Origin of the sequence: Rhodococcus sp. NPDC060176 (genome assembly GCF_042728675.1) — a bacterium.
Lineage (GTDB): Bacteria > Actinomycetota > Actinomycetes > Mycobacteriales > Mycobacteriaceae > Rhodococcus_F.
Genome location: NZ_JBHWYS010000007.1, coordinates 272,864 through 289,071 on the forward strand (window position 1 = coordinate 272,864; position 16,208 = coordinate 289,071).

The 16,208-nt window shown below is 64.3% G+C and carries 17 protein-coding genes and 1 other RNA gene; 8 read left to right on the plus strand and 10 right to left on the minus strand.

Annotated elements, in window-relative coordinates; genetic code table 11:
* Nucleotides 1-35 precede the first annotated feature (35 nt).
* On the minus strand, nt 36-1,607 hold the full coding sequence (locus tag ACFWEM_RS27285) for an alpha/beta hydrolase (protein ID WP_378538887.1): 1,572 nt from the start codon (nt 1,605-1,607) through the stop codon (nt 36-38).
* Between the two features lie 207 nt (nt 1,608-1,814).
* Here ACFWEM_RS27285 and panB point away from each other — a divergent pair, with 207 nt between their 5' ends.
* The 3 genes from panB to pip are packed head-to-tail and all read left to right on the plus strand — an operon-like array spanning nt 1,815 to nt 4,141.
* The gene (gene panB / locus ACFWEM_RS27290) at nt 1,815-2,666 is read left to right on the plus strand and encodes a 3-methyl-2-oxobutanoate hydroxymethyltransferase (RefSeq protein WP_003941624.1); all 852 of its coding nucleotides are present in this window, start codon (nt 1,815-1,817) and stop codon (nt 2,664-2,666) included.
* 51 nt (nt 2,667-2,717) lie between these two features.
* Nucleotides 2,718-3,158, plus strand: coding sequence for a hypothetical protein (locus ACFWEM_RS27295; RefSeq protein WP_230813774.1), 441 nt, complete (start codon nt 2,718-2,720; stop codon nt 3,156-3,158).
* Nucleotides 3,158-4,141, plus strand: a complete 984-nt coding sequence (gene pip / locus ACFWEM_RS27300) for a prolyl aminopeptidase (RefSeq protein ID WP_378538888.1) — start codon at nt 3,158-3,160, stop codon at nt 4,139-4,141. The genes ACFWEM_RS27295 and pip overlap by 1 nt, the downstream gene beginning before the upstream one ends.
* A gap of 4 nt (nt 4,142-4,145) precedes the next feature.
* Here the strand turns inward: pip and ACFWEM_RS27305 are convergent, their stop codons facing one another.
* The 3 genes from ACFWEM_RS27305 to rnpB all read right to left on the minus strand — a co-directional run bounded on the left by ACFWEM_RS27305 (nt 4,146) and on the right by rnpB (nt 6,552).
* Complete coding sequence (locus ACFWEM_RS27305; protein ID WP_378538908.1) at nt 4,146-5,555, minus strand: RNB domain-containing ribonuclease; 1,410 nt, start codon at nt 5,553-5,555, stop codon at nt 4,146-4,148.
* Between the two features lie 76 nt (nt 5,556-5,631).
* On the minus strand, nt 5,632-5,817 hold the full coding sequence (locus ACFWEM_RS27310) for a hypothetical protein (RefSeq protein ID WP_007735457.1): 186 nt from the start codon (nt 5,815-5,817) through the stop codon (nt 5,632-5,634).
* A 320-nt stretch (nt 5,818-6,137) separates the two neighbouring features.
* Nucleotides 6,138-6,552, minus strand: an RNA gene (rnpB, locus tag ACFWEM_RS27315) — RNase P RNA component class A.
* A gap of 54 nt (nt 6,553-6,606) precedes the next feature.
* On the opposite strand from rnpB, the gene ACFWEM_RS27320 reads away from it, so the two are divergent.
* Together ACFWEM_RS27320 and ACFWEM_RS27325 are read left to right on the plus strand one after the other, a co-directional pair.
* Entirely contained in the window at nt 6,607-7,134 is a 528-nt protein-coding gene (locus ACFWEM_RS27320; RefSeq protein WP_378538889.1) for a DUF1697 domain-containing protein, read from the plus strand.
* A gap of 28 nt (nt 7,135-7,162) precedes the next feature.
* A complete protein-coding gene (locus ACFWEM_RS27325) occupies nt 7,163-8,398 on the plus strand; it encodes an SLC13 family permease (RefSeq protein WP_378538890.1) in 1,236 nt (411 codons plus the stop codon).
* Nucleotides 8,399-8,426: 28 nt separating this feature from the next.
* Here the strand turns inward: ACFWEM_RS27325 and ACFWEM_RS27330 are convergent, their stop codons facing one another.
* The 4 genes from ACFWEM_RS27330 to cobC all read right to left on the minus strand — a co-directional run bounded on the left by ACFWEM_RS27330 (nt 8,427) and on the right by cobC (nt 12,573).
* A complete protein-coding gene (locus ACFWEM_RS27330; RefSeq protein WP_378538891.1) occupies nt 8,427-9,566 on the minus strand; it encodes a bifunctional RNase H/acid phosphatase in 1,140 nt (379 codons plus the stop codon).
* Nucleotides 9,563-10,300 carry a zinc ribbon domain-containing protein gene (locus ACFWEM_RS27335; RefSeq protein WP_019748955.1) on the minus strand — a complete coding sequence of 246 codons (738 nt, stop codon included), beginning with the start codon at nt 10,298-10,300 and terminating at the stop codon, nt 9,563-9,565. The genes ACFWEM_RS27330 and ACFWEM_RS27335 overlap by 4 nt, the downstream gene beginning before the upstream one ends.
* Nucleotides 10,301-10,408: 108 nt before the next feature.
* On the minus strand, nt 10,409-11,542 hold the full coding sequence (locus tag ACFWEM_RS27340; RefSeq protein ID WP_378538892.1) for a Nif3-like dinuclear metal center hexameric protein: 1,134 nt from the start codon (nt 11,540-11,542) through the stop codon (nt 10,409-10,411).
* Nucleotides 11,539-12,573 (minus strand): Rv2231c family pyridoxal phosphate-dependent protein CobC, encoded by a 1,035-nt coding sequence (cobC, locus tag ACFWEM_RS27345; RefSeq protein ID WP_378538893.1) that lies wholly within the window; start codon nt 12,571-12,573, stop codon nt 11,539-11,541. The genes ACFWEM_RS27340 and cobC overlap by 4 nt, the downstream gene beginning before the upstream one ends.
* Nucleotides 12,574-12,629: 56 nt before the next feature.
* Here cobC and ACFWEM_RS27350 point away from each other — a divergent pair, with 56 nt between their 5' ends.
* Genes ACFWEM_RS27350 through ACFWEM_RS27360 form a run of 3 tightly spaced genes read left to right on the plus strand, consistent with a single transcriptional unit; the run spans nt 12,630 to nt 14,772 of the window.
* A complete protein-coding gene (locus tag ACFWEM_RS27350) occupies nt 12,630-13,325 on the plus strand; it encodes an HAD hydrolase-like protein (RefSeq protein WP_378538894.1) in 696 nt (231 codons plus the stop codon).
* Nucleotides 13,312-13,785, plus strand: a complete 474-nt coding sequence (locus ACFWEM_RS27355; protein ID WP_378538895.1) for a low molecular weight protein-tyrosine-phosphatase — start codon at nt 13,312-13,314, stop codon at nt 13,783-13,785. Before ACFWEM_RS27350 ends, ACFWEM_RS27355 begins: the two co-directional genes overlap by 14 nt.
* A 48-nt stretch (nt 13,786-13,833) precedes the next feature.
* Complete coding sequence (locus ACFWEM_RS27360) at nt 13,834-14,772, plus strand: SURF1 family protein (protein ID WP_378447941.1); 939 nt, start codon at nt 13,834-13,836, stop codon at nt 14,770-14,772.
* On the opposite strand, the gene ACFWEM_RS27365 is transcribed toward ACFWEM_RS27360, so the two are convergent.
* Nucleotides 14,713-15,732, minus strand: a complete 1,020-nt coding sequence (locus ACFWEM_RS27365) for a cobalamin biosynthesis protein (protein ID WP_378538896.1) — start codon at nt 15,730-15,732, stop codon at nt 14,713-14,715. The genes ACFWEM_RS27360 and ACFWEM_RS27365 overlap by 60 nt on opposite strands.
* 65 nt (nt 15,733-15,797) lie before the next feature.
* A complete protein-coding gene (locus tag ACFWEM_RS27370) occupies nt 15,798-16,022 on the minus strand; it encodes a hypothetical protein (RefSeq protein WP_378538897.1) in 225 nt (74 codons plus the stop codon).
* Nucleotides 16,023-16,208: the final 186 nt, after the last annotated feature.

Sequence of the window (16,208 nt, forward strand, 5' to 3'; positions counted from 1 at the left end):
CCATCGAATAGGCGCAGCGTACGGCCTCGCGCCGGCTAACATGTGAGACCTTCTTCCGGAGCCTTCAAGTAAACGAAGTAGTCGACGACGGCATCGTCGACGCAGGAGTTTCCGTCCAGAACCACCGTGTGCTGGGTTCCGTCGAACGTGATGAGGGCGGCGCCCAACTGCTTCGCGAGATCCACTCCGGCCTGATACGGGGTCGCCGGATCCTGCGTCGTGGATACGACGACCAGCTGCGGCAGACCGGCGTCAGCGAGCGCCTGGGGGTCGAGCGCGTGGGGGCTGCCGGTTGCCGGAACGGGCCAGAACGCGCACAGGTCGAGCGGTGCTTGACCGGTCCCCCGTCCGTCGTCGAGGAACGGCGCCGCCTCGCGGTACCGAGTGTCGGATTCGCCGGCTTCGGCGCGGTCGGTGGTTGCCGGATCGTCCACGCAGCGAATGGCGTTGAACGCGTCGTTGATGTTGGAGTAGCTGCCGTCGTCTTCACGGCCTTCATACATGTCCGCGAGATTGAGCAGCGAGTCGCCGCGTCCGTCGGCCAGACTCGACAGACCTCCACGCAACGGAGTCCACAACTGCGGCGAATACAGGGCCTGTTGGACGCCGGTGATCGCGTCGGAATAGCTCAGCCCGCGTGGATCGGTGGTCTCCGCCGGCTTCTCGATCAGCGGATCGACGAGTGCCTGGAAGCGTGCCTGCGCCTGCGCCGGATCGTCACCCAACGGGCAGTCCGTTCGCGAGACACAGTCGGCGACAAAGGCGTCGAATGCGCCCTGGAAACCCTGCCCCTGCAAGACCACCTCGTCGATCGGATCCTGCTCGGGATCGAGCGCGCCGTCGAGGACCATCGCTCGAACGTTCTGCGGAAAGGTCTCGGCGTAAGTGGATCCGAGCCGGGTGCCGTACGAGAACCCGAGGTAGTTCATCTTCGGATCACCGAGAACGCCCCGAATGACGTCCATGTCCCGCACTACCTCGTAGGTACCGACGTGGGCGAGGAACTCCCTACCCGTCCGCTCGGCACACTTGGCGGCGTAGTCCTTGCTGTCCGCCTCGGCGAGGGCGATACCTTCCGGCGTCATGTCGACGTTGACCTCTGCACGCTCCGCATCGATCTCCTCCGGCGTCAGACACCGCACCTGCGGGGTCGACGCACCGATTCCCCGCGGATCGAAACCGATCATGTCGAAGCGTTCCTGCAATTCGGTGCCCGAACCCGACGTCGCCATCGACAGTCCGGACCCACCCGGTCCGCCCGGGTTCAGCAACAGCGAACCGATGCGGTCACCGGTGGCCTTCGAACGCGAGATCACTACCTTCGCGGTGTCGCCGTTCGGATTCGCGTAGTCGACGGGAACGCTCACCTCGGCGCAGTCGACCCCACGCCCCAGCGGCGCCGTTCCTTCTTCGACGAATTTGTCGCACGATCCCCAGTCGAGCGTCTGCTCGTAGAATTTCTCGAGGCCGGACGGCACCGCGGACGCGGCAGAACCAGCAGATTCCACTGATTCGGACGCGCCTTCCGAACTGGTGCAACCGACAACCAACACGAGCACTGCTGCGCTTCCGGCGAGGGCACCGGAGAGGCGAACGAACTTCGACATGCCATTGATGGTGCCAGGAAACCTCGGTAGCCAGCGGTTCGCCTCGTTTCGGCGCATACCTGGTACGCGCGCGGTGATGTGACCCATTGCACCCTGTCAGCTATTCGTGTCGGCGACGTCCGGTGGCAGACTGAACACGTCATCACCCACACCCGGGGACCCGAAGGCGATCAACGCTCAGGGCCTCGAGGCCAGAAAGGGACAACGATGTCCGAAACACCTCTCTATGGTTCTGTACCCACTGCAAGCTCTACCGATGCACCGAAGCGTAAGACGCGCATTCACCACCTCGCCGAGATGAAGCAGAACGGCGAACGCTGGTCGATGCTCACCGCTTACGACTACTCGACGGCACGCATCTTCGAAGACGCAGGCATCCCGGTGCTGCTGGTCGGCGACTCTGCCGCCAACGTCGTCTACGGCTACGACACCACCGTGCCGATCACCGTCGACGAACTGCTTCCGCTCGTTCGCGGCGTCGTGCGCGGCGCTCCGCACGCACTCGTCGTCGCCGATCTCCCGTTCGGCACGTACGAAGGTTCGGCCGAGCAAGCCCTGGCGACTGCGACGCGATTCATGAAGGAAGGCCTCGCACACGCCGTCAAGCTCGAGGGCGGCGAACGGATGAGCAAGCAGATCGCGGCTATCACCTCGGCCGGCATCCCCGTCATGGCTCACGTCGGATTCACCCCGCAGTCCGTGAACTCGCTCGGCGGTTTCCGCGTCCAGGGTCGCGGCGACGCGGCCGAGCAGCTTGTGGCGGACGCCATTGCAGTCCAGGAAGCCGGAGCGTTCTCCGTCGTCATGGAAATGGTCCCGGCCGAGATCGCAGGCCAGGTCAGCCGCAAACTCACCATCCCCACCGTCGGCATCGGGGCCGGTTCCGAATGCGACGCTCAGGTACTCGTCTGGCAGGACATGGCGGGTTACACGAGCGGTAAGACAGCCAAGTTCGTCAAGCGTTTCGGTAACGTCGGTGACGAACTGCGTTCCGCAGCCGCAGCCTATGCATCAGAAGTTCGCACAGGCGCATTCCCGGCCGCAGAACACAGTTTCTGATCCGAGACCGGCGAACGCCGCCTGTCTCTCAACCAGCCAGGGGTGCGTTCAATGATCGGTAACCGTCGAAGTTCTACTGCCGCAGCTGTAGTCGGCGCGGCAGCTCTCGTCACGGTGCTGAGCGGATGCGCGGGAGGGTCCACCAACTCTCCCGCGCCCAGCAGTACTACGCCCGCGAGTTCCACCACGACGGCGCCGGCAACAACGTCCGCGTCCGGCACCACCTTCACCGACGCGCAGGTCCAGCAGTTGTGCTCGGATATGGAAGGGCAGCTGCAGAACTGGCGTACCGTCACCCCGACGCTCGGCAAGGGCGGACTGAACACGATCGTCATCACGTGGGCGACGCAGAACGGCATCAACCTGCTCGATCTCGCCCAGAACCGCGAAAGTATCGACGCGGCAACCTCGGCCGCGTGCCCCGACGTCCGTACCGGCGCGATTTCCGCACTCGAGATCCCCGATCTCGCCTCCGGCCTGGTGGGCTTCTGATGACCGAAACATCAGCACAGCCGTCTGCTCTTCGGAATCTCTATCCTCCGATCGAGCCGTTTGTGACCGGTTTCCTCGACGTCGGTGACGGCCAGAGCATGTACTGGGAAGTCAGCGGAAATCCAGACGGCAAGCCGGTGGTGTTCCTGCACGGCGGTCCCGGCGGCGGCGCGCAACCGGCGGTACGGCAGTTCTTCGATCCGGCCGCCTACCGCATCGTTCTGCTCGACCAGCGCGGCTGCGGTCGATCCACCCCGCATGTGGCCGACGGCGCCGATCTGTCGGTGAACACGACGGACAAGCTGCTGGGCGACATCGAAGCGCTGCGCGAACATCTTTCGATCGACAAGTGGATGGTCTTCGGCGGGTCCTGGGGTTCCACACTGTCCATCGCCTACGCCGAGGCGTTTCCCACGCGTGTCACCGAACTCGTCCTCCGCGGGATATTCCTCCTGCGTCGCAGCGAGATCGACTGGTATTACAACGGCGGCGCGGGAAACATCTTTCCGGAGCGCTGGGACAAATTCCTCGAACCGGTACCCGAGGCGCAGCGCGGCGAAGACCTCGTCGCGGTCTATCACCAACTGCTCCATTCCGAAGACCCCGACGTCGCGGCCCGCGCAGCCATCGCCTGGTCTGCCTGGGAAGGATCGACAAGCTACCTGTACCCACAGGCAGACAAGATCGAACAGAACTCCGAGACCAGGTTCGCCTTGGCCTTCGCCCGCATCGAGAACCACTACTTCGTCAACGGCGGGTTCTTCGACGAGAACCAACTCCTACGCAAAAGCTCCGCACTGCAGGGCATTCCGGGGACCATCGTCCAGGGCCGCTACGACGTCGTCTGCCCGGCCACCAGCGCCTGGGCGCTGCACAAGGCGTGGCCCGAATCCAAGCTCGTGATCGTCGACGACGCCGGACATTCCGCCATGGAGCCCGGCATCGTGCATCACCTGGTGGAAGCCACCGATTCTTACCGGTAACTCCCTACGCCGGGAACGTGAATTCCACCGTCCTTTTGAGAGTGTCGACGGCGGTGAGCCGCACCTTCGCGCGCTCACCGTCGTCGGGCGTTCCGACGCATTTCGCGATCACCGCGACCGACGGGACAAATACTTCCGCCGAGCGCTTTCCGTCCTTGGCGCGCATCACCACCGCGTCGAAAACCTCGCCGATCCGGCCGTCGAGCAAGGTGGATTCGGTGAGATCGATGCACGCGCGGTCGACCTTGTTCGCCAGTGAGTCGGACCCACTCATGATGTCGGGCAACTCGGGAAGGGCAGCGCGCACCCATTCCGGTACCGGCGTACCAGCTGTGATCGCCAGACACACCTCGGTGCTGAAGCGATCGGACAAGCGGCGCAGCGGAGCAGTCACGTGAGCGTAGGGCGCGCCGATCCCCGCATGCACCGTCAACTCCGGTAGTTGGCCGTCGAAGGCCGCGTAATCTGCCCCGCGCAGCAACGACGGCGCAACCGACATCAGCGCCATCGTCGACGGCTCACTCGAATCGAGGCCGGCAAGAATCTGCCCGACGCTGTGACCCTCCGGCCACGTGATACCCAGCGCCACTGCAGTTCTCCGCAGGGTCCGAACCGCGGACTCCTCGGCCGGCGGCAGGGTGCGAAGCAACCCGATACCTGCGTCGATCATCATGCGCCCGGCGCACATGCCCGTGAGCAGCGAGACTTCGGCGTTCCAGTCGTCAGCTTCGGTGCGCGGCTCCAACTCGATCCGCCAGCGGCCCGAAGACTCGTCCTCGGGCTGCTCCCGAACCACTGACTGTTCGGGCAATTTCAGCTCGATTGCTCCCCTGGCAATCGCGGAGGCACTACGGAGACGGCCGAACTCGGGCAACGCCGTGATCGACGGATGCAAGGTTCCCGCGTCGGCATCGCGCTGCACGGTCGAATAGTCCAGACGTGCCACCGATTTCACCAAAGCGCGTCTCACCTGCCACGACGTCGGCTCGGCCTGCGCGTCGAGTTCGATCCGCCACAGCGCGGCGGGGCGAACCACGTCCGGCAGCAGACTCGCAGAACCCTCGGACAACGCACGAGGATGCAGCGGGACGGAACCGTCCGGGAGATAGAAAGTTTGGCCCCGCTTGCGGGTTTCGATGTCGAGGGCGCCGCCCGGCGTCACTACTGCCGCGACATCCGCGATCGCGTAGTGCACCACAAAACCCGTCGAAGTCTTCTCGATGTGCACTGCCTGGTCGAGATCCATCGATCCGGGCGGGTCGATGGTCACGAAGGCAATTGCCGTTTCGTCGACACGCCCGTCGCCGAAACGATCCACGGCATTCTCGGCCTCGGCTTGCGCCGGGGCCGAGAATGCTCCTGGCAAATCGAACTCCGCCCGAACCACTCCGAAGTCGATTCCCTGCACCATCATTCGACTTGCGGGCACGCATCCTCCATGATCGGTTCGGGCCGGTGTAGCAGCTGTACCGGTCCCAGTTGTTCCAGGCTCAGTTGTTCCAGTCTTCGTCTGCCCGATCGGCCGCCTTGTTGCGTTCGGCAGCGATCTTCAAAGCGTGCTCGGCAGAGTCCCGATCAGGGTACGGCCCCATCCTCGTCAGCGAGGACGCACCCTTTCCCTGCGTGACAGAACCGTCGGACACGTCGAAGTACCAGAGTCGATCTTCATCAGTCATATCCACAGTGTGACATCAGAGTGAGATAGAAGCTTGTAGATCGCTGTGAGACTGATATTCTTTCTACTTGGCCTGGCAGGTGAGAACCGGACATTCGAACGGTGAGTTCTGCTTGAATGCCCAACACAAGCTACGAACAGAAAATGGAGTGCGCATGTCCGCAATTCTTTACGATTACCTCCTCCCGCTCATGGGCCATGACGCGGCAACGTACTGGGCTACGCTGCTGGTCATCAAGCCTGTCTGACAGCTTTTCGAACAAAGAAGACCCCCCACCGATCCGGTGGGGGTCTTCTTTTTCTCACTGTGCAGATCGCGGGCGGACGAGTCGGCGTGTAAGCCGGATCCTGTCCTGCGGCACCGAAGTGCCGAGTGGCGACCATCCATCTGGGCACACCGTCGCCGGGTGCCTCGAGCGGTTCACCCGCAGGCTCGGGCGAGCAGCCCTCGAACACCTGCGCAGCCGCACCGCGAGCGATGCGACCTTCAACCTTGCTCCGGGCGGGGTTTACCTAGCCACCCCGGTCACCCGAGGTGCTGGTGCGCTCTTACCGCACCGTTTCACCCTTACCTGCCTCGAAAGGCAGGCGGTCTGTTTTCTGTGGCACTGTCCCGCGAGTTGCCTCGGGTTGCCGTTAACAACCGCCCTGCTCTGTGGAGTCCGGACTTTCCTCGGCCCCAGGCCTGTGCGCGGTACGCGCTGGTTCCAGAAGCCGCGGCCGCCCGGCCAACTCGTCCGCCCCCGTATGCTACCGGGCGCCTGTCGGCGGCCGGCACTATGGTCACCTTATGACTCGGTACGTGGCCCTGCTACGCGGTATCAACGTGGGCGGCATCAACATCAAGATGGTGGACCTCGCGAGAGTCTTCACCGACCTCGGATTCGAAGGCGTGAAAACCGTCCTGGCCTCCGGCAACGTGCTGTTCGACAGTCCGAGCACCGAGATACTTTCACTGAAGAAGCAGATCGAATCCGCCCTGGCCCGTGAGTTCGGCTACGAGGCTTGGGTATTCGTCCTCGACATCCCGGCACTGCAGGCGATCGTGGACAACTATCCGTTCGAGCGCGAACGCGAAGGTTGGCACGCGTACGCGATGGTTGCCTCCGAGCCGGCAGTCCTCGAGGAATTGAGCGCTGCGGCAGCGCAACTCGATGCCTCGGTCGAACGGGTCGCGGCCGGCGACGGGGTCCTGTATTGGGAGGTCGAGAAGGGCCAGACTGTCAAGAGCGCGTTCGGCAAGAACACCGGCAAACCGAAGTTCAAGGCGTTCACGACAACCCGAAACCTGAACACGCTCTACAAACTGCTCAAATGACGCTCGCCCCGACGCGGAGCACAACCGCGTGACTCTTCTTCCCATCCTGCTCGTCGCCGCCGTACTCGTCTTTGCGATAGTGCGTCCACGCGGACTTCCCGAAATCACCGTTGCCGGCCCAGCAGCCGTGATCGTGCTCCTGACCGGTGTCGTCACTCTCGACGAAGCCCGCGAAGAACTGACGAGCATGGCGCCTACCGTCGTGTTCCTCGTTGCCGTGCTGGTTCTCGCTCACGCCGCGGACGCTCTCGGTGTCTTCCGCTGGGTCAGCCAGGTCCTGCAGCAAAAATCCCTCGCCGATCCGCACCGGTTGCTGATCTATGTGTTCGGCGCCGCCGCCCTGACCACGGCGGTCCTGAGCCTCGACGCCACCGTCGTGCTGCTGACACCCGCGGTGATCGCGGCCGCACGATCCATCGGAGCAAGTCCCCGGCCGCATTCCTATGCCAGTGCGCACCTGTCGAATTCGGCGTCGACCCTGCTGCCGGTGTCCAACCTGACCAACCTCATCGCATTTGCCGCAACAGGTTTGACGTTCTTGCACTTCACCGCGTTGATGACGTTGCCGTGGGTCGTGACGATCGCTGTCGAATATCTGATCTTCCGACTGTTCTTCCGATCCGAACTCGTCCGCTCCGAAAACACAGAGCCACCGGCAAGTAAAAGTTCCTCGCCCGCGCCGATTCTGCCGCTGACGGTGATCGCTATGACGCTTCTCGGTTTCGCGGTTTCAGGTTTCTTCGGGATCGAACCCGCCTGGATCGCTGTGGTGGGCGCCGGTGTTCTGGGAGCGATCGCTCTGGCTCGGCACCGTACGACCGCCGCCAAGATGGTCTACGCTGCCGACCTCTGGTTCTGCGCGTTTGTCCTCGTTCTCGGAATCATCGTCGCCGGAGTCGCGAACGGGCCCGTGGGCGAATGGATTGCGCAGATCCTCCCCAGTGACACCAGCTACGGTTCACTGCTCTTTGTCGCCGCGGTAGCGGCGGTTGCGTCCAATCTCGTCAACAACCTGCCGGCGACGCTGCTGATGATCGCCGCGCTCGGGACGGCGGCACCTCCAGCTCTGGTGCTTGCGATGTTGATCGGCGTCAACCTCGGCCCCAACCTCACCTACGTGGGTTCACTGGCAACGATGCTCTGGCGACGAGTTGCCACCAGCGCGGGCGCACCGCCCACGCTGGCGACGTTCACCCTCCTTGGGGTCATCACGACGCCGCTGACGCTGCTCGCCGCGGTGAGTGCCCTGTGGTTGGTGATCTGATCTGCAGCTGATCAGCCGTCTGGGCTTTTCAGCGCAGGTGTGACGTGTCGTTGACCAACCGCACCGATGCTCCCCCGTCGGGATAGAACTCGGTGATGCTCAGCGACGCCAGATCCAGATGCAACCGGTAGAGCAACGACGGCCCGGCGTCGAGAGCCAACTGCACCAAAGTCTTGATCGGGGTGACGTGAGAGACGACCAACAGCGTTGCGCCGCCGTAGGTCGCGATCAGGTCGTCGCGCGCGGCGAGGACTCGTTCTCGCACCTCGTCGAAGCTCTCGCCGCCCGGTGGGCGCACCGAAGTGTCCGAGAGCCATTCGCGATGCAGCTCCGGGTCACGCTCGGCTGCCTCACGGAACGTGAGTCCGTCCCAGTCACCGAAATCGGTTTCGATCAAACCCTTGTGCTCGATGACGGGTAGGCCGAGCACGCGGGCTGATGCCTCTGCCGTCTCGCGGGTTCGGCCGAGGGGTGAGCAGACGATGGCGTCGATACCGCCGCGGTTTCCGAAGCGTCCGGCAGCGCCGGCGGCCTGCGCTCGGCCCAGTTCCGTGAGCTCCGGATTGCCGCGACCGGAGTAGCGGCGATCGACCGACATCGCTGTCTGGCCGTGACGCAGCAACAACATTCGTGTGGGCTTGCCGGTGGTAGCGATCCATCCCGGCGAGCCGGCGATCTGCGGCTCCGACGTATCTTCGGACGGCGCGGCGGGTCCAGCAGGTGCGGGGGCCGAAGGTGCGACTGGGCCGGTTTCGATGCCGGCAGCCGCGTCCATCGCCTCGTTGGCAAGACGATCGGCATGAGAATTCTCGCCGCGCGGAATCCACGTGTAGGTCACTCGTGAGAACTGCGTCGCCAACTCGGCCGCACGTCGCTGCAGCGGAATCATGTCCGGGTGCTTGACCTTCCAGCGCCCGGACATCTGCTCGACGACCAACTTCGAGTCCATACGGACGTCGACCGTCGACGCGCCGAGTTCACCGGCAGCGGTCAACCCGGCGATCAGTCCGCGGTACTCGGCGACGTTGTTGGTCGCGATTCCGATGCTTTCCTTGCGTTCGGCCAACACCGAGCGCGAGGCGTCGAACACCACAGCTCCGTAGCCGGCCGGACCGGGATTGCCCCGCGATCCACCGTCGGCCTCGACGATGACCTGCGAGAGACTCACAGACCGGACTCCTTGGTACGCACCATGATTGCATTGCACTCTGGGCAACGAACGACGACGTCGGCCGGCGTCGCGGCGATTCGGGAGATCTCACCGCGGTCGATCTCGATCCGGCAAGCGCCGCATCGGCGGGCCTGCAGAAGTGCTGCGCCCGGTCCGCCCAGGGTGCGCTGCTTCTCGTACACCGCGAGGAAATCGGCGGGAAATTCGCCGACGAGTCGTTCACGATCGGCGGCGCAACGCTCCTGCGCCTTGTCCAGATCAGCGACGGCATCGTCGCGGCGACGCTTGGCGTCGATCAGTTCTTCTTCGGCCTGAGAGAGCTGGGCACCGGCGTGATCGTGATCGGCCTGCAACGCCTCACGCTGCTCCATCACTTCGAGCAACTCGTCTTCGAGGAGTCCTTGGCGCCGAACCAGGCTGCCGAGTTCGTGTTCGAGTTCGGTGAGCTGCTTCGCCCCGACCGACCCGCTCTGCAAAAGCGTGCGGTCACGGTCCTCGCGCTGACGAACAGCGTCGACCTCGCCCTCGAGCTTGCGGATGTCGCGATCGATGTCGTCGATCTGGATCTCGACGGCTACGGACGCATCCTTGCGGCTGATTCGCTCGGCCTCGAGACGTTCGACTTCCTGCTGCTCGGGAAGCGCTCCGCGTCGGTGGGTGATCCGAGTGAGCTCAGCATCCACCCCGGCGAGGTCGAGAAGCTTGGATTGCACCTGTGGTTCGACGTTCACGCTGTATAACTCCTGCTGTAAGTCCGATGTCGGCAGTGCTCGCGAAGGACGGCTCTCGAAGAACTGCTCTTGAATTGTTCGTGCAACCGTACCTTGCACAGCCCTGCACTAATGCGCACTCAAACACCACGGATCGGTGCGAATTGTCGAAACCCGGCTTTCCCACCCCGGATTGTCGGCAAACGCGGCGTCGAGCACAGATTTCGCCTGCGCACACCAGGGGTATTCGCTCGCCCAGTGTGCGACGTCGACCAGTGCCGGGCCACCGGCGCGAAGATGCTCGTCCGCGGGATGATGCCGCAGGTCCGCAGTGACGTAGACGTCGGCGCCCAGTCCCGCCACCACGTCCAGATACGAGTCGCCGGAACCGCCGCAGACCGCCACCTTACGAACGGTCGCGTCTGGATCTCCAGCGGCGCGAACGCCCCACTCGGTCGAGGGCAGTGAGCGCGCCACTCGCGCAGTGAACTCCCGCAAAGTTTCGGGGTGCTCGAGCTCACCTACCCGACCCAGACCGAGCGAACTGGGGAACGCTGCAAGTTCGAAGACGTCGAAGGCCGGTTCCTCGTACGGGTGGGCAGTCCGCAGTGCGCCCAGCACCGCGCTTCGCTTTCCGCGCGGGGCAATCACTTCCACCCGATCCTCGCGAACCTGCTCCACAGCGCCGACAGTCCCGATCGTCGGATTCGCACCGTCGGCCGGAAGGAACTGACCCGTACCCGTGACGGTCCAACTGCACTGGCTGTAGTCACCTATCCGGCCCGCCCCCGCCTCGAAAAGTGCGTCCTGCACGACCGGCGCATTCTCCACCGGAACCATGACGACCCACTTGTCGAGCGGCTGCGTCGGCTTTGGTTCGATCGGGCGCAGCACGGTCAGGCCCAGAGCCTGCGCCAGAGCGTCGGATACTCCGGGGTCGGCGGAGTCCGCATTGGTGTGCGCCGAGAACAGCGCACACCCGGCCTTGATGAGCTTGTGGACCAACGCGCCCTTGGGGGTGTGAGCACCGACGGTATCCACCCCACGCAGCAACAGTGGATGGTGAACAATGAGAAGGTCGGCGCCGGAGGCGATGGCGTCGTCGACCACGGCCTCGGTCGGGTCCACCGCAAAAACCACTCTCGTGACGGCGTCGGCCGGATCGCCGCAGACCAGGCCGACCGAATCCCACGATTCCGCCAGGGCAGGCGGATAGGCGGATTCCAGCACGGCTATGACGTCCGCAAGAGTTGGGCCGCTCACAAGATCTCCTTCATCGCTTCGATCAGAACCGAGACCTGCTCGGCTGGACGGACCGCCACACGCAACTGATCCGGCCCGAGCCCGGGAAAGGTGTCGCACCGGCGGACGGCGATACCGCGGGCACGCAGGTGCTCTCGCATCGCGGCACCGTCGCAGAGGTCGATGAGCACGAACGGCCCCGCAGCGGGTTCGTGCACGGCAACCCCGATCTCGGTCAGTCGCCGGGCCATGTCTCGGCGGTCTGCGGCAATCGCTTCGGCTTTGATCCTCGACTGCTCGACCGCGAACGGTTCGCAGCACGCCGTGATGGCTTCGATCTGCAGACTGCCCAGTGGCCAGTGCGCTCGACCGTGCGCCAATCGAGCCAGAAGATCCGGAGAGCCGATCGCGTACCCACACCGCAATCCGGCGAGCGCCCACGTCTTTGTCAGGCTGCGAAGCACGAGTACATCCGCCGACTCGACACCCGCGACGCTCTCCGTTTCGCCGGGGACCGCGTCGCCGAAGGCTTCGTCCACCACCAGGATCCGGCCGGGCCGACGCAGTGCCAACACATCGGCCTCGGGGTGAAGCACGGACGTCGGATTGGTCGGATTACCCAGAACGACAAGGTCCGCGGATTCCGGTACCTGCGCAGCCCGAAGCTCGAAAGGCGGCTCCAGAATCACCTGCGTCACCGGTACACCGGCCTCTCGCAGCGCCAGTTCCGGCTCGGTGAATGACGGATGGATCAGTGCTGCCGAGCGAGAATTCAGGCGCGGCAACATCGCAAAACCCTCGGCACCGCCAGAGAGCAGCAAGACTTCTTCGGGTCGGCGCCCGTGCCGCTGCGCGACGGTTTCGCGGGCCTTCAGTTCCGCTGCAGCCGACGGATAGGAACCGAGCGTCGACAGCCGCGCCGCCAACCGATCCCGCAGCCACTGCGGTGGGCCGGCGCCTTGAACGTTGACGGCAAAATCGAGCAACCCGGGCTCGGCTTCGACATCTCCGTGATGTCGCAAGCTCTCCAGGTCAACCGTTCCGGTACTCACCCGGCCAGCCTACGGTCGGGCACTGCGCGCGGACATCACCCCCGCCGTCCGGGACAATGAGTGCCGTGACGACATCACCCCTCGACCGTTTTCCGGTAGTTCTGTTCGATCTGGACGGAACCATCACCGATTCCGCTCCCGGCATTCACGGCGGCTTCCGACATGCGTTGGCAAGTGTCGGCCATCCGGAGCCGACGGAGGAGATGCTGGCATCGGTCATCGGCCCGCCGATGGTCGACACCTTCAGATCACTCGGCATGACCCCGGCCGACGTCGACCGGGCGATCGCCGCGTACATCGAGCGATACGACGCGACCGGGTGGCAGGAGAACTCGGTGTACGAGGGCATGGACGTCGTCCTGGGCAAGGCTCGCGCGAACGGGACCCGGCTCGCCGTCGCCACCTCGAAGTCGGAACGGTTCGCCATTCGCATCCTCGAACATTTCGGCCTGGCCGAGCACTTCGAGTTCATCGGCGGGGCGAGCGACGACGGAACCCGCCGGGCGAAGCCGGACGTGATCGCGCACTCGCTGACCTCACTCGGGATCACTCCCGTCCTCGCCGCCGACGGCGGAACCCCCGACGTGCTCATGATCGGCGATCGTGATCACGACGTACTCGGCGCCGCGAAATACGGCATTCCCACCGTCGTCGTCGAATGGGGCTACGGTTCCGCCGAGGAAGCGCGGCAAGCTCTTTGCTCCGTATCGTCGGCATCCGAACTGGGAGGACTACTCGATGGCCGCGCCTGAACCGCTCCATGTGACTTTCGTGTGCACCGGCAATATCTGCCGGTCTCCGATGGCAGAGAAGATCTTGCTCGCGCATCTGGGCCGTGAAGGTCTCGCTGACAGGGTTCGTGTGAGCAGCGCCGGTACCGAGGGGTTTCACACCGGTAGCGAGGCCGACGAGCGGACCAACGTCGTGCTCCGCGCGGCCGGATATCCGACGGGCCACAGCGCCGCGCAGGTCAATGCAGATCATCTGGCGGCCGATCTGGTCGTCGCCCTCGACACCGGCCACGAACGTGAGCTTGCTCATCTCGGCGTGCCCACCGAGCGGCGGCGGCTACTGCGATCGTTCGACCCCGAGGCGGACGGAGAATCTGTCCCAGACCCGTACTACGGGGATCAGGAGGACTTCGAACTGGTTCGAGACCAGATCGAAGCGGCCATTCCCGACATACTCGACTGGATCCGCCAGCGGGCCTGAACCCGGAGCAAAATTCACTCCCGTTCGGGCAACGGATACCGTGGACGTGTGCGAAGACTGAAATTCCTGTTGCGGCCCGGTTGGTTGGTACTGGCAGCTGTGGTCGGGCTCTTCGCCTACCTGTGCTTCACCGTGCTCGCTCCGTGGCAGCTCGGCAAGAACACCAAGACCGAGCATCGCAATGATCTGATCTCGAACTCGATCAACGCGGAAACCGTGCCGATCGGTGATGTCATCTCCGATTCGACGATCGCACCGGACGACGAATGGCGAAACATCACCGCGGCAGGTTCCTATCTGCCCGACGCCGACATTCTCGTCCGCCTGCAGTCCATCGAGGGCGCGCCTTCGTACGAGATCCTGACGCCTTTCCGCCTGGACGACGGTCGCACGATCCTCGTCAATCGCGGATACGTTCGGCCGATCAACGGCGCCGAGGCACCTCCCATCGCTGCGCCGCCGACCGATCCGGTGACGCTCAACGGCCGCGTGCGCCTCTCGGAAGGTACTGCGCCCGGCAGAGTTCCGATGTTCGAGGACGGCGCGAAGCAGGTCTACTCCATCGACGCACAACCTATCGGCGAGTTCATCGGAACGGACCTGATCGACGCGTACATCCAGCTCGAACCCGACCAGCCCGGCGGTCTCGGCACGATTCCGCTCCCCCAACTCGACGCGGGTCCCTACCTCTCGTATGGGTTCCAATGGTTGGCTTTCGGCATCATGGCGCCGCTCGGACTGGCCTACTTCATTCGCGCGGAGTGGCGCGAACGTCGCAAGGAGAAGGCAGCTCAAGCAGCTGTCGAGGGCTTTGCGACCGACGACGCCGCTACCGAGAAGACCCCAGAGGCAACGGCGTCCGCGCCTGCCGCACCCCCCGCTGAACCGGCTCGTACCTTCACCCGCCGTAAGAAGCCGGAACCGGAGTCAGTGCCGCTGACGGCGCAGGAAGCCAAACTTGCCGATCGATACGGCAATACCCGCTGAAATACCCGCTGCCACCACTGCTGCACTGATCTGCACCGCCGACGAAAGCCTCGACGCGCGGCGCAGATCGTTCGGCGCAGGCGCAGGCCCACCGCCGAGGACAGGCCGCATCTCCACGCCGTGCGCGTACTCGGTCCGACCTCCCAGCGAAATGCCCAATGCCCCTGCCGCCGACGCTTCCGCGACGCCCGCATTGGGGCTTGGATGAGCCGCTGCGTCGCGTTTCCACGCTGTCAGTGATTCCCGCACCGAGCCGCCCACCACCGGTGCACACGCGGCCGTCAGCGCTCCCGTGAGCCGAGCGGGGACGATGTTGACCAAGTCGTCGAACCTCGCCGCGGCCCACCCGAATCTGAGGTACTTCTCGGAGCGGTAACCGATCATCGCGTCGAGTGTGTTGGCGGCGCGGTACGCGAACAGACCTGGCACGCCCGCAATTGCGCCCCAGAACAATGCGCCGACGCTCGCATCGGATGTGTTCTCGGCGACCGACTCCAGTGCAGCTCGTGTGAGGCCCTCTTCGCCAAGCACCGAGGGATCACGTCCACACAGTGAAGGGAGAAGCTCACGCGCTGCCGTCAGGTCGCCATCGACGCGTGAGGCATCCAACCTCGCGGCCATGTCGTCGCCGGTGCGTGCGAGCGACGTCCCGCCGAGCACGGCCCAGGTGGCTAACGCCGTCGTACTCGTCACGGCCACCCAACCTGCCCGGCGCGACGCTGTTTCGGCCGCGAGGCCGAGCCCCGCGGTCCCTGCCACGAGCACGGCGACATGAAGTGTTCCGGCCGTCCGCGAGTCTCGGTAGGAAATCTTCTGCAGCGCGATAGCTGCGGTACCGAAGCCGGCAACCGGATGGAACCGTCCCGGATCGGCGAAGACCCGATCCGCAGCGAAGCCGAGGAGAAGGCCGGCGGCTCGCGCACTGAACCAAGATTGGGACGAACGAACCGAAATTTGCACGAGCGTAGTTGTAGCAGCGGCGCTCGTTCTCTGGCCAACCGTCACGTGTCTGCCCGAGCCGATCTCTACCCGTCCCAGTCGATCGTCAGATAGATCAAGCGGTGCATTCGGTTGATTTCCCAGACACGGGCAATCCCGGTCGCCAGTGCGTCGCTTTGGGAACGAACCCGGATCGTCTGCCCCGCGAACAACGCCACACTCAGACTCGGCATCTCGGCGATATGGATGTGCGGACGGGTGGGATGCACACGCCTCGGGTCGACGGCTACTTCGATCACAGAACTGGACATGCGTCCAGAATGGCGTATTAAGGACAATTAGTTGTCGGAAATGAAAAACCCCGATCTGCATTGACATGCAGATCGGGGTTGAATTTCTTCGGTGGGCGCGGAGGGTTTCGAACCCTGTCTGAATGCATGCATATCGCCTGGAAATTTGTCAATATTTGATCCTGGCCAGGCATTCCGTTCAACGTC

Coding starts and splice junctions, on each gene's coding strand:
- ACFWEM_RS27285 (WP_378538887.1), bottom strand. CDS start 1,607: ATGTCGAAGTTCGTTCGCCTCTCCGGTGCCCTCGCCGGAAGCGCAGCA.
- panB (WP_003941624.1), top strand. CDS start 1,815: ATGTCCGAAACACCTCTCTATGGTTCTGTACCCACTGCAAGCTCTACC.
- ACFWEM_RS27295 (WP_230813774.1), top strand. CDS start 2,718: ATGATCGGTAACCGTCGAAGTTCTACTGCCGCAGCTGTAGTCGGCGCG.
- pip (WP_378538888.1), top strand. CDS start 3,158: ATGACCGAAACATCAGCACAGCCGTCTGCTCTTCGGAATCTCTATCCT.
- ACFWEM_RS27305 (WP_378538908.1), bottom strand. CDS start 5,555: ATGATGGTGCAGGGAATCGACTTCGGAGTGGTTCGGGCGGAGTTCGAT.
- ACFWEM_RS27310 (WP_007735457.1), bottom strand. CDS start 5,817: ATGACTGATGAAGATCGACTCTGGTACTTCGACGTGTCCGACGGTTCT.
- ACFWEM_RS27320 (WP_378538889.1), top strand. CDS start 6,607: ATGACTCGGTACGTGGCCCTGCTACGCGGTATCAACGTGGGCGGCATC.
- ACFWEM_RS27350 (WP_378538894.1), top strand. CDS start 12,630: ATGAGTGCCGTGACGACATCACCCCTCGACCGTTTTCCGGTAGTTCTG.
- ACFWEM_RS27355 (WP_378538895.1), top strand. CDS start 13,312: ATGGCCGCGCCTGAACCGCTCCATGTGACTTTCGTGTGCACCGGCAAT.
- ACFWEM_RS27370 (WP_378538897.1), bottom strand. CDS start 16,022: ATGTCCAGTTCTGTGATCGAAGTAGCCGTCGACCCGAGGCGTGTGCAT.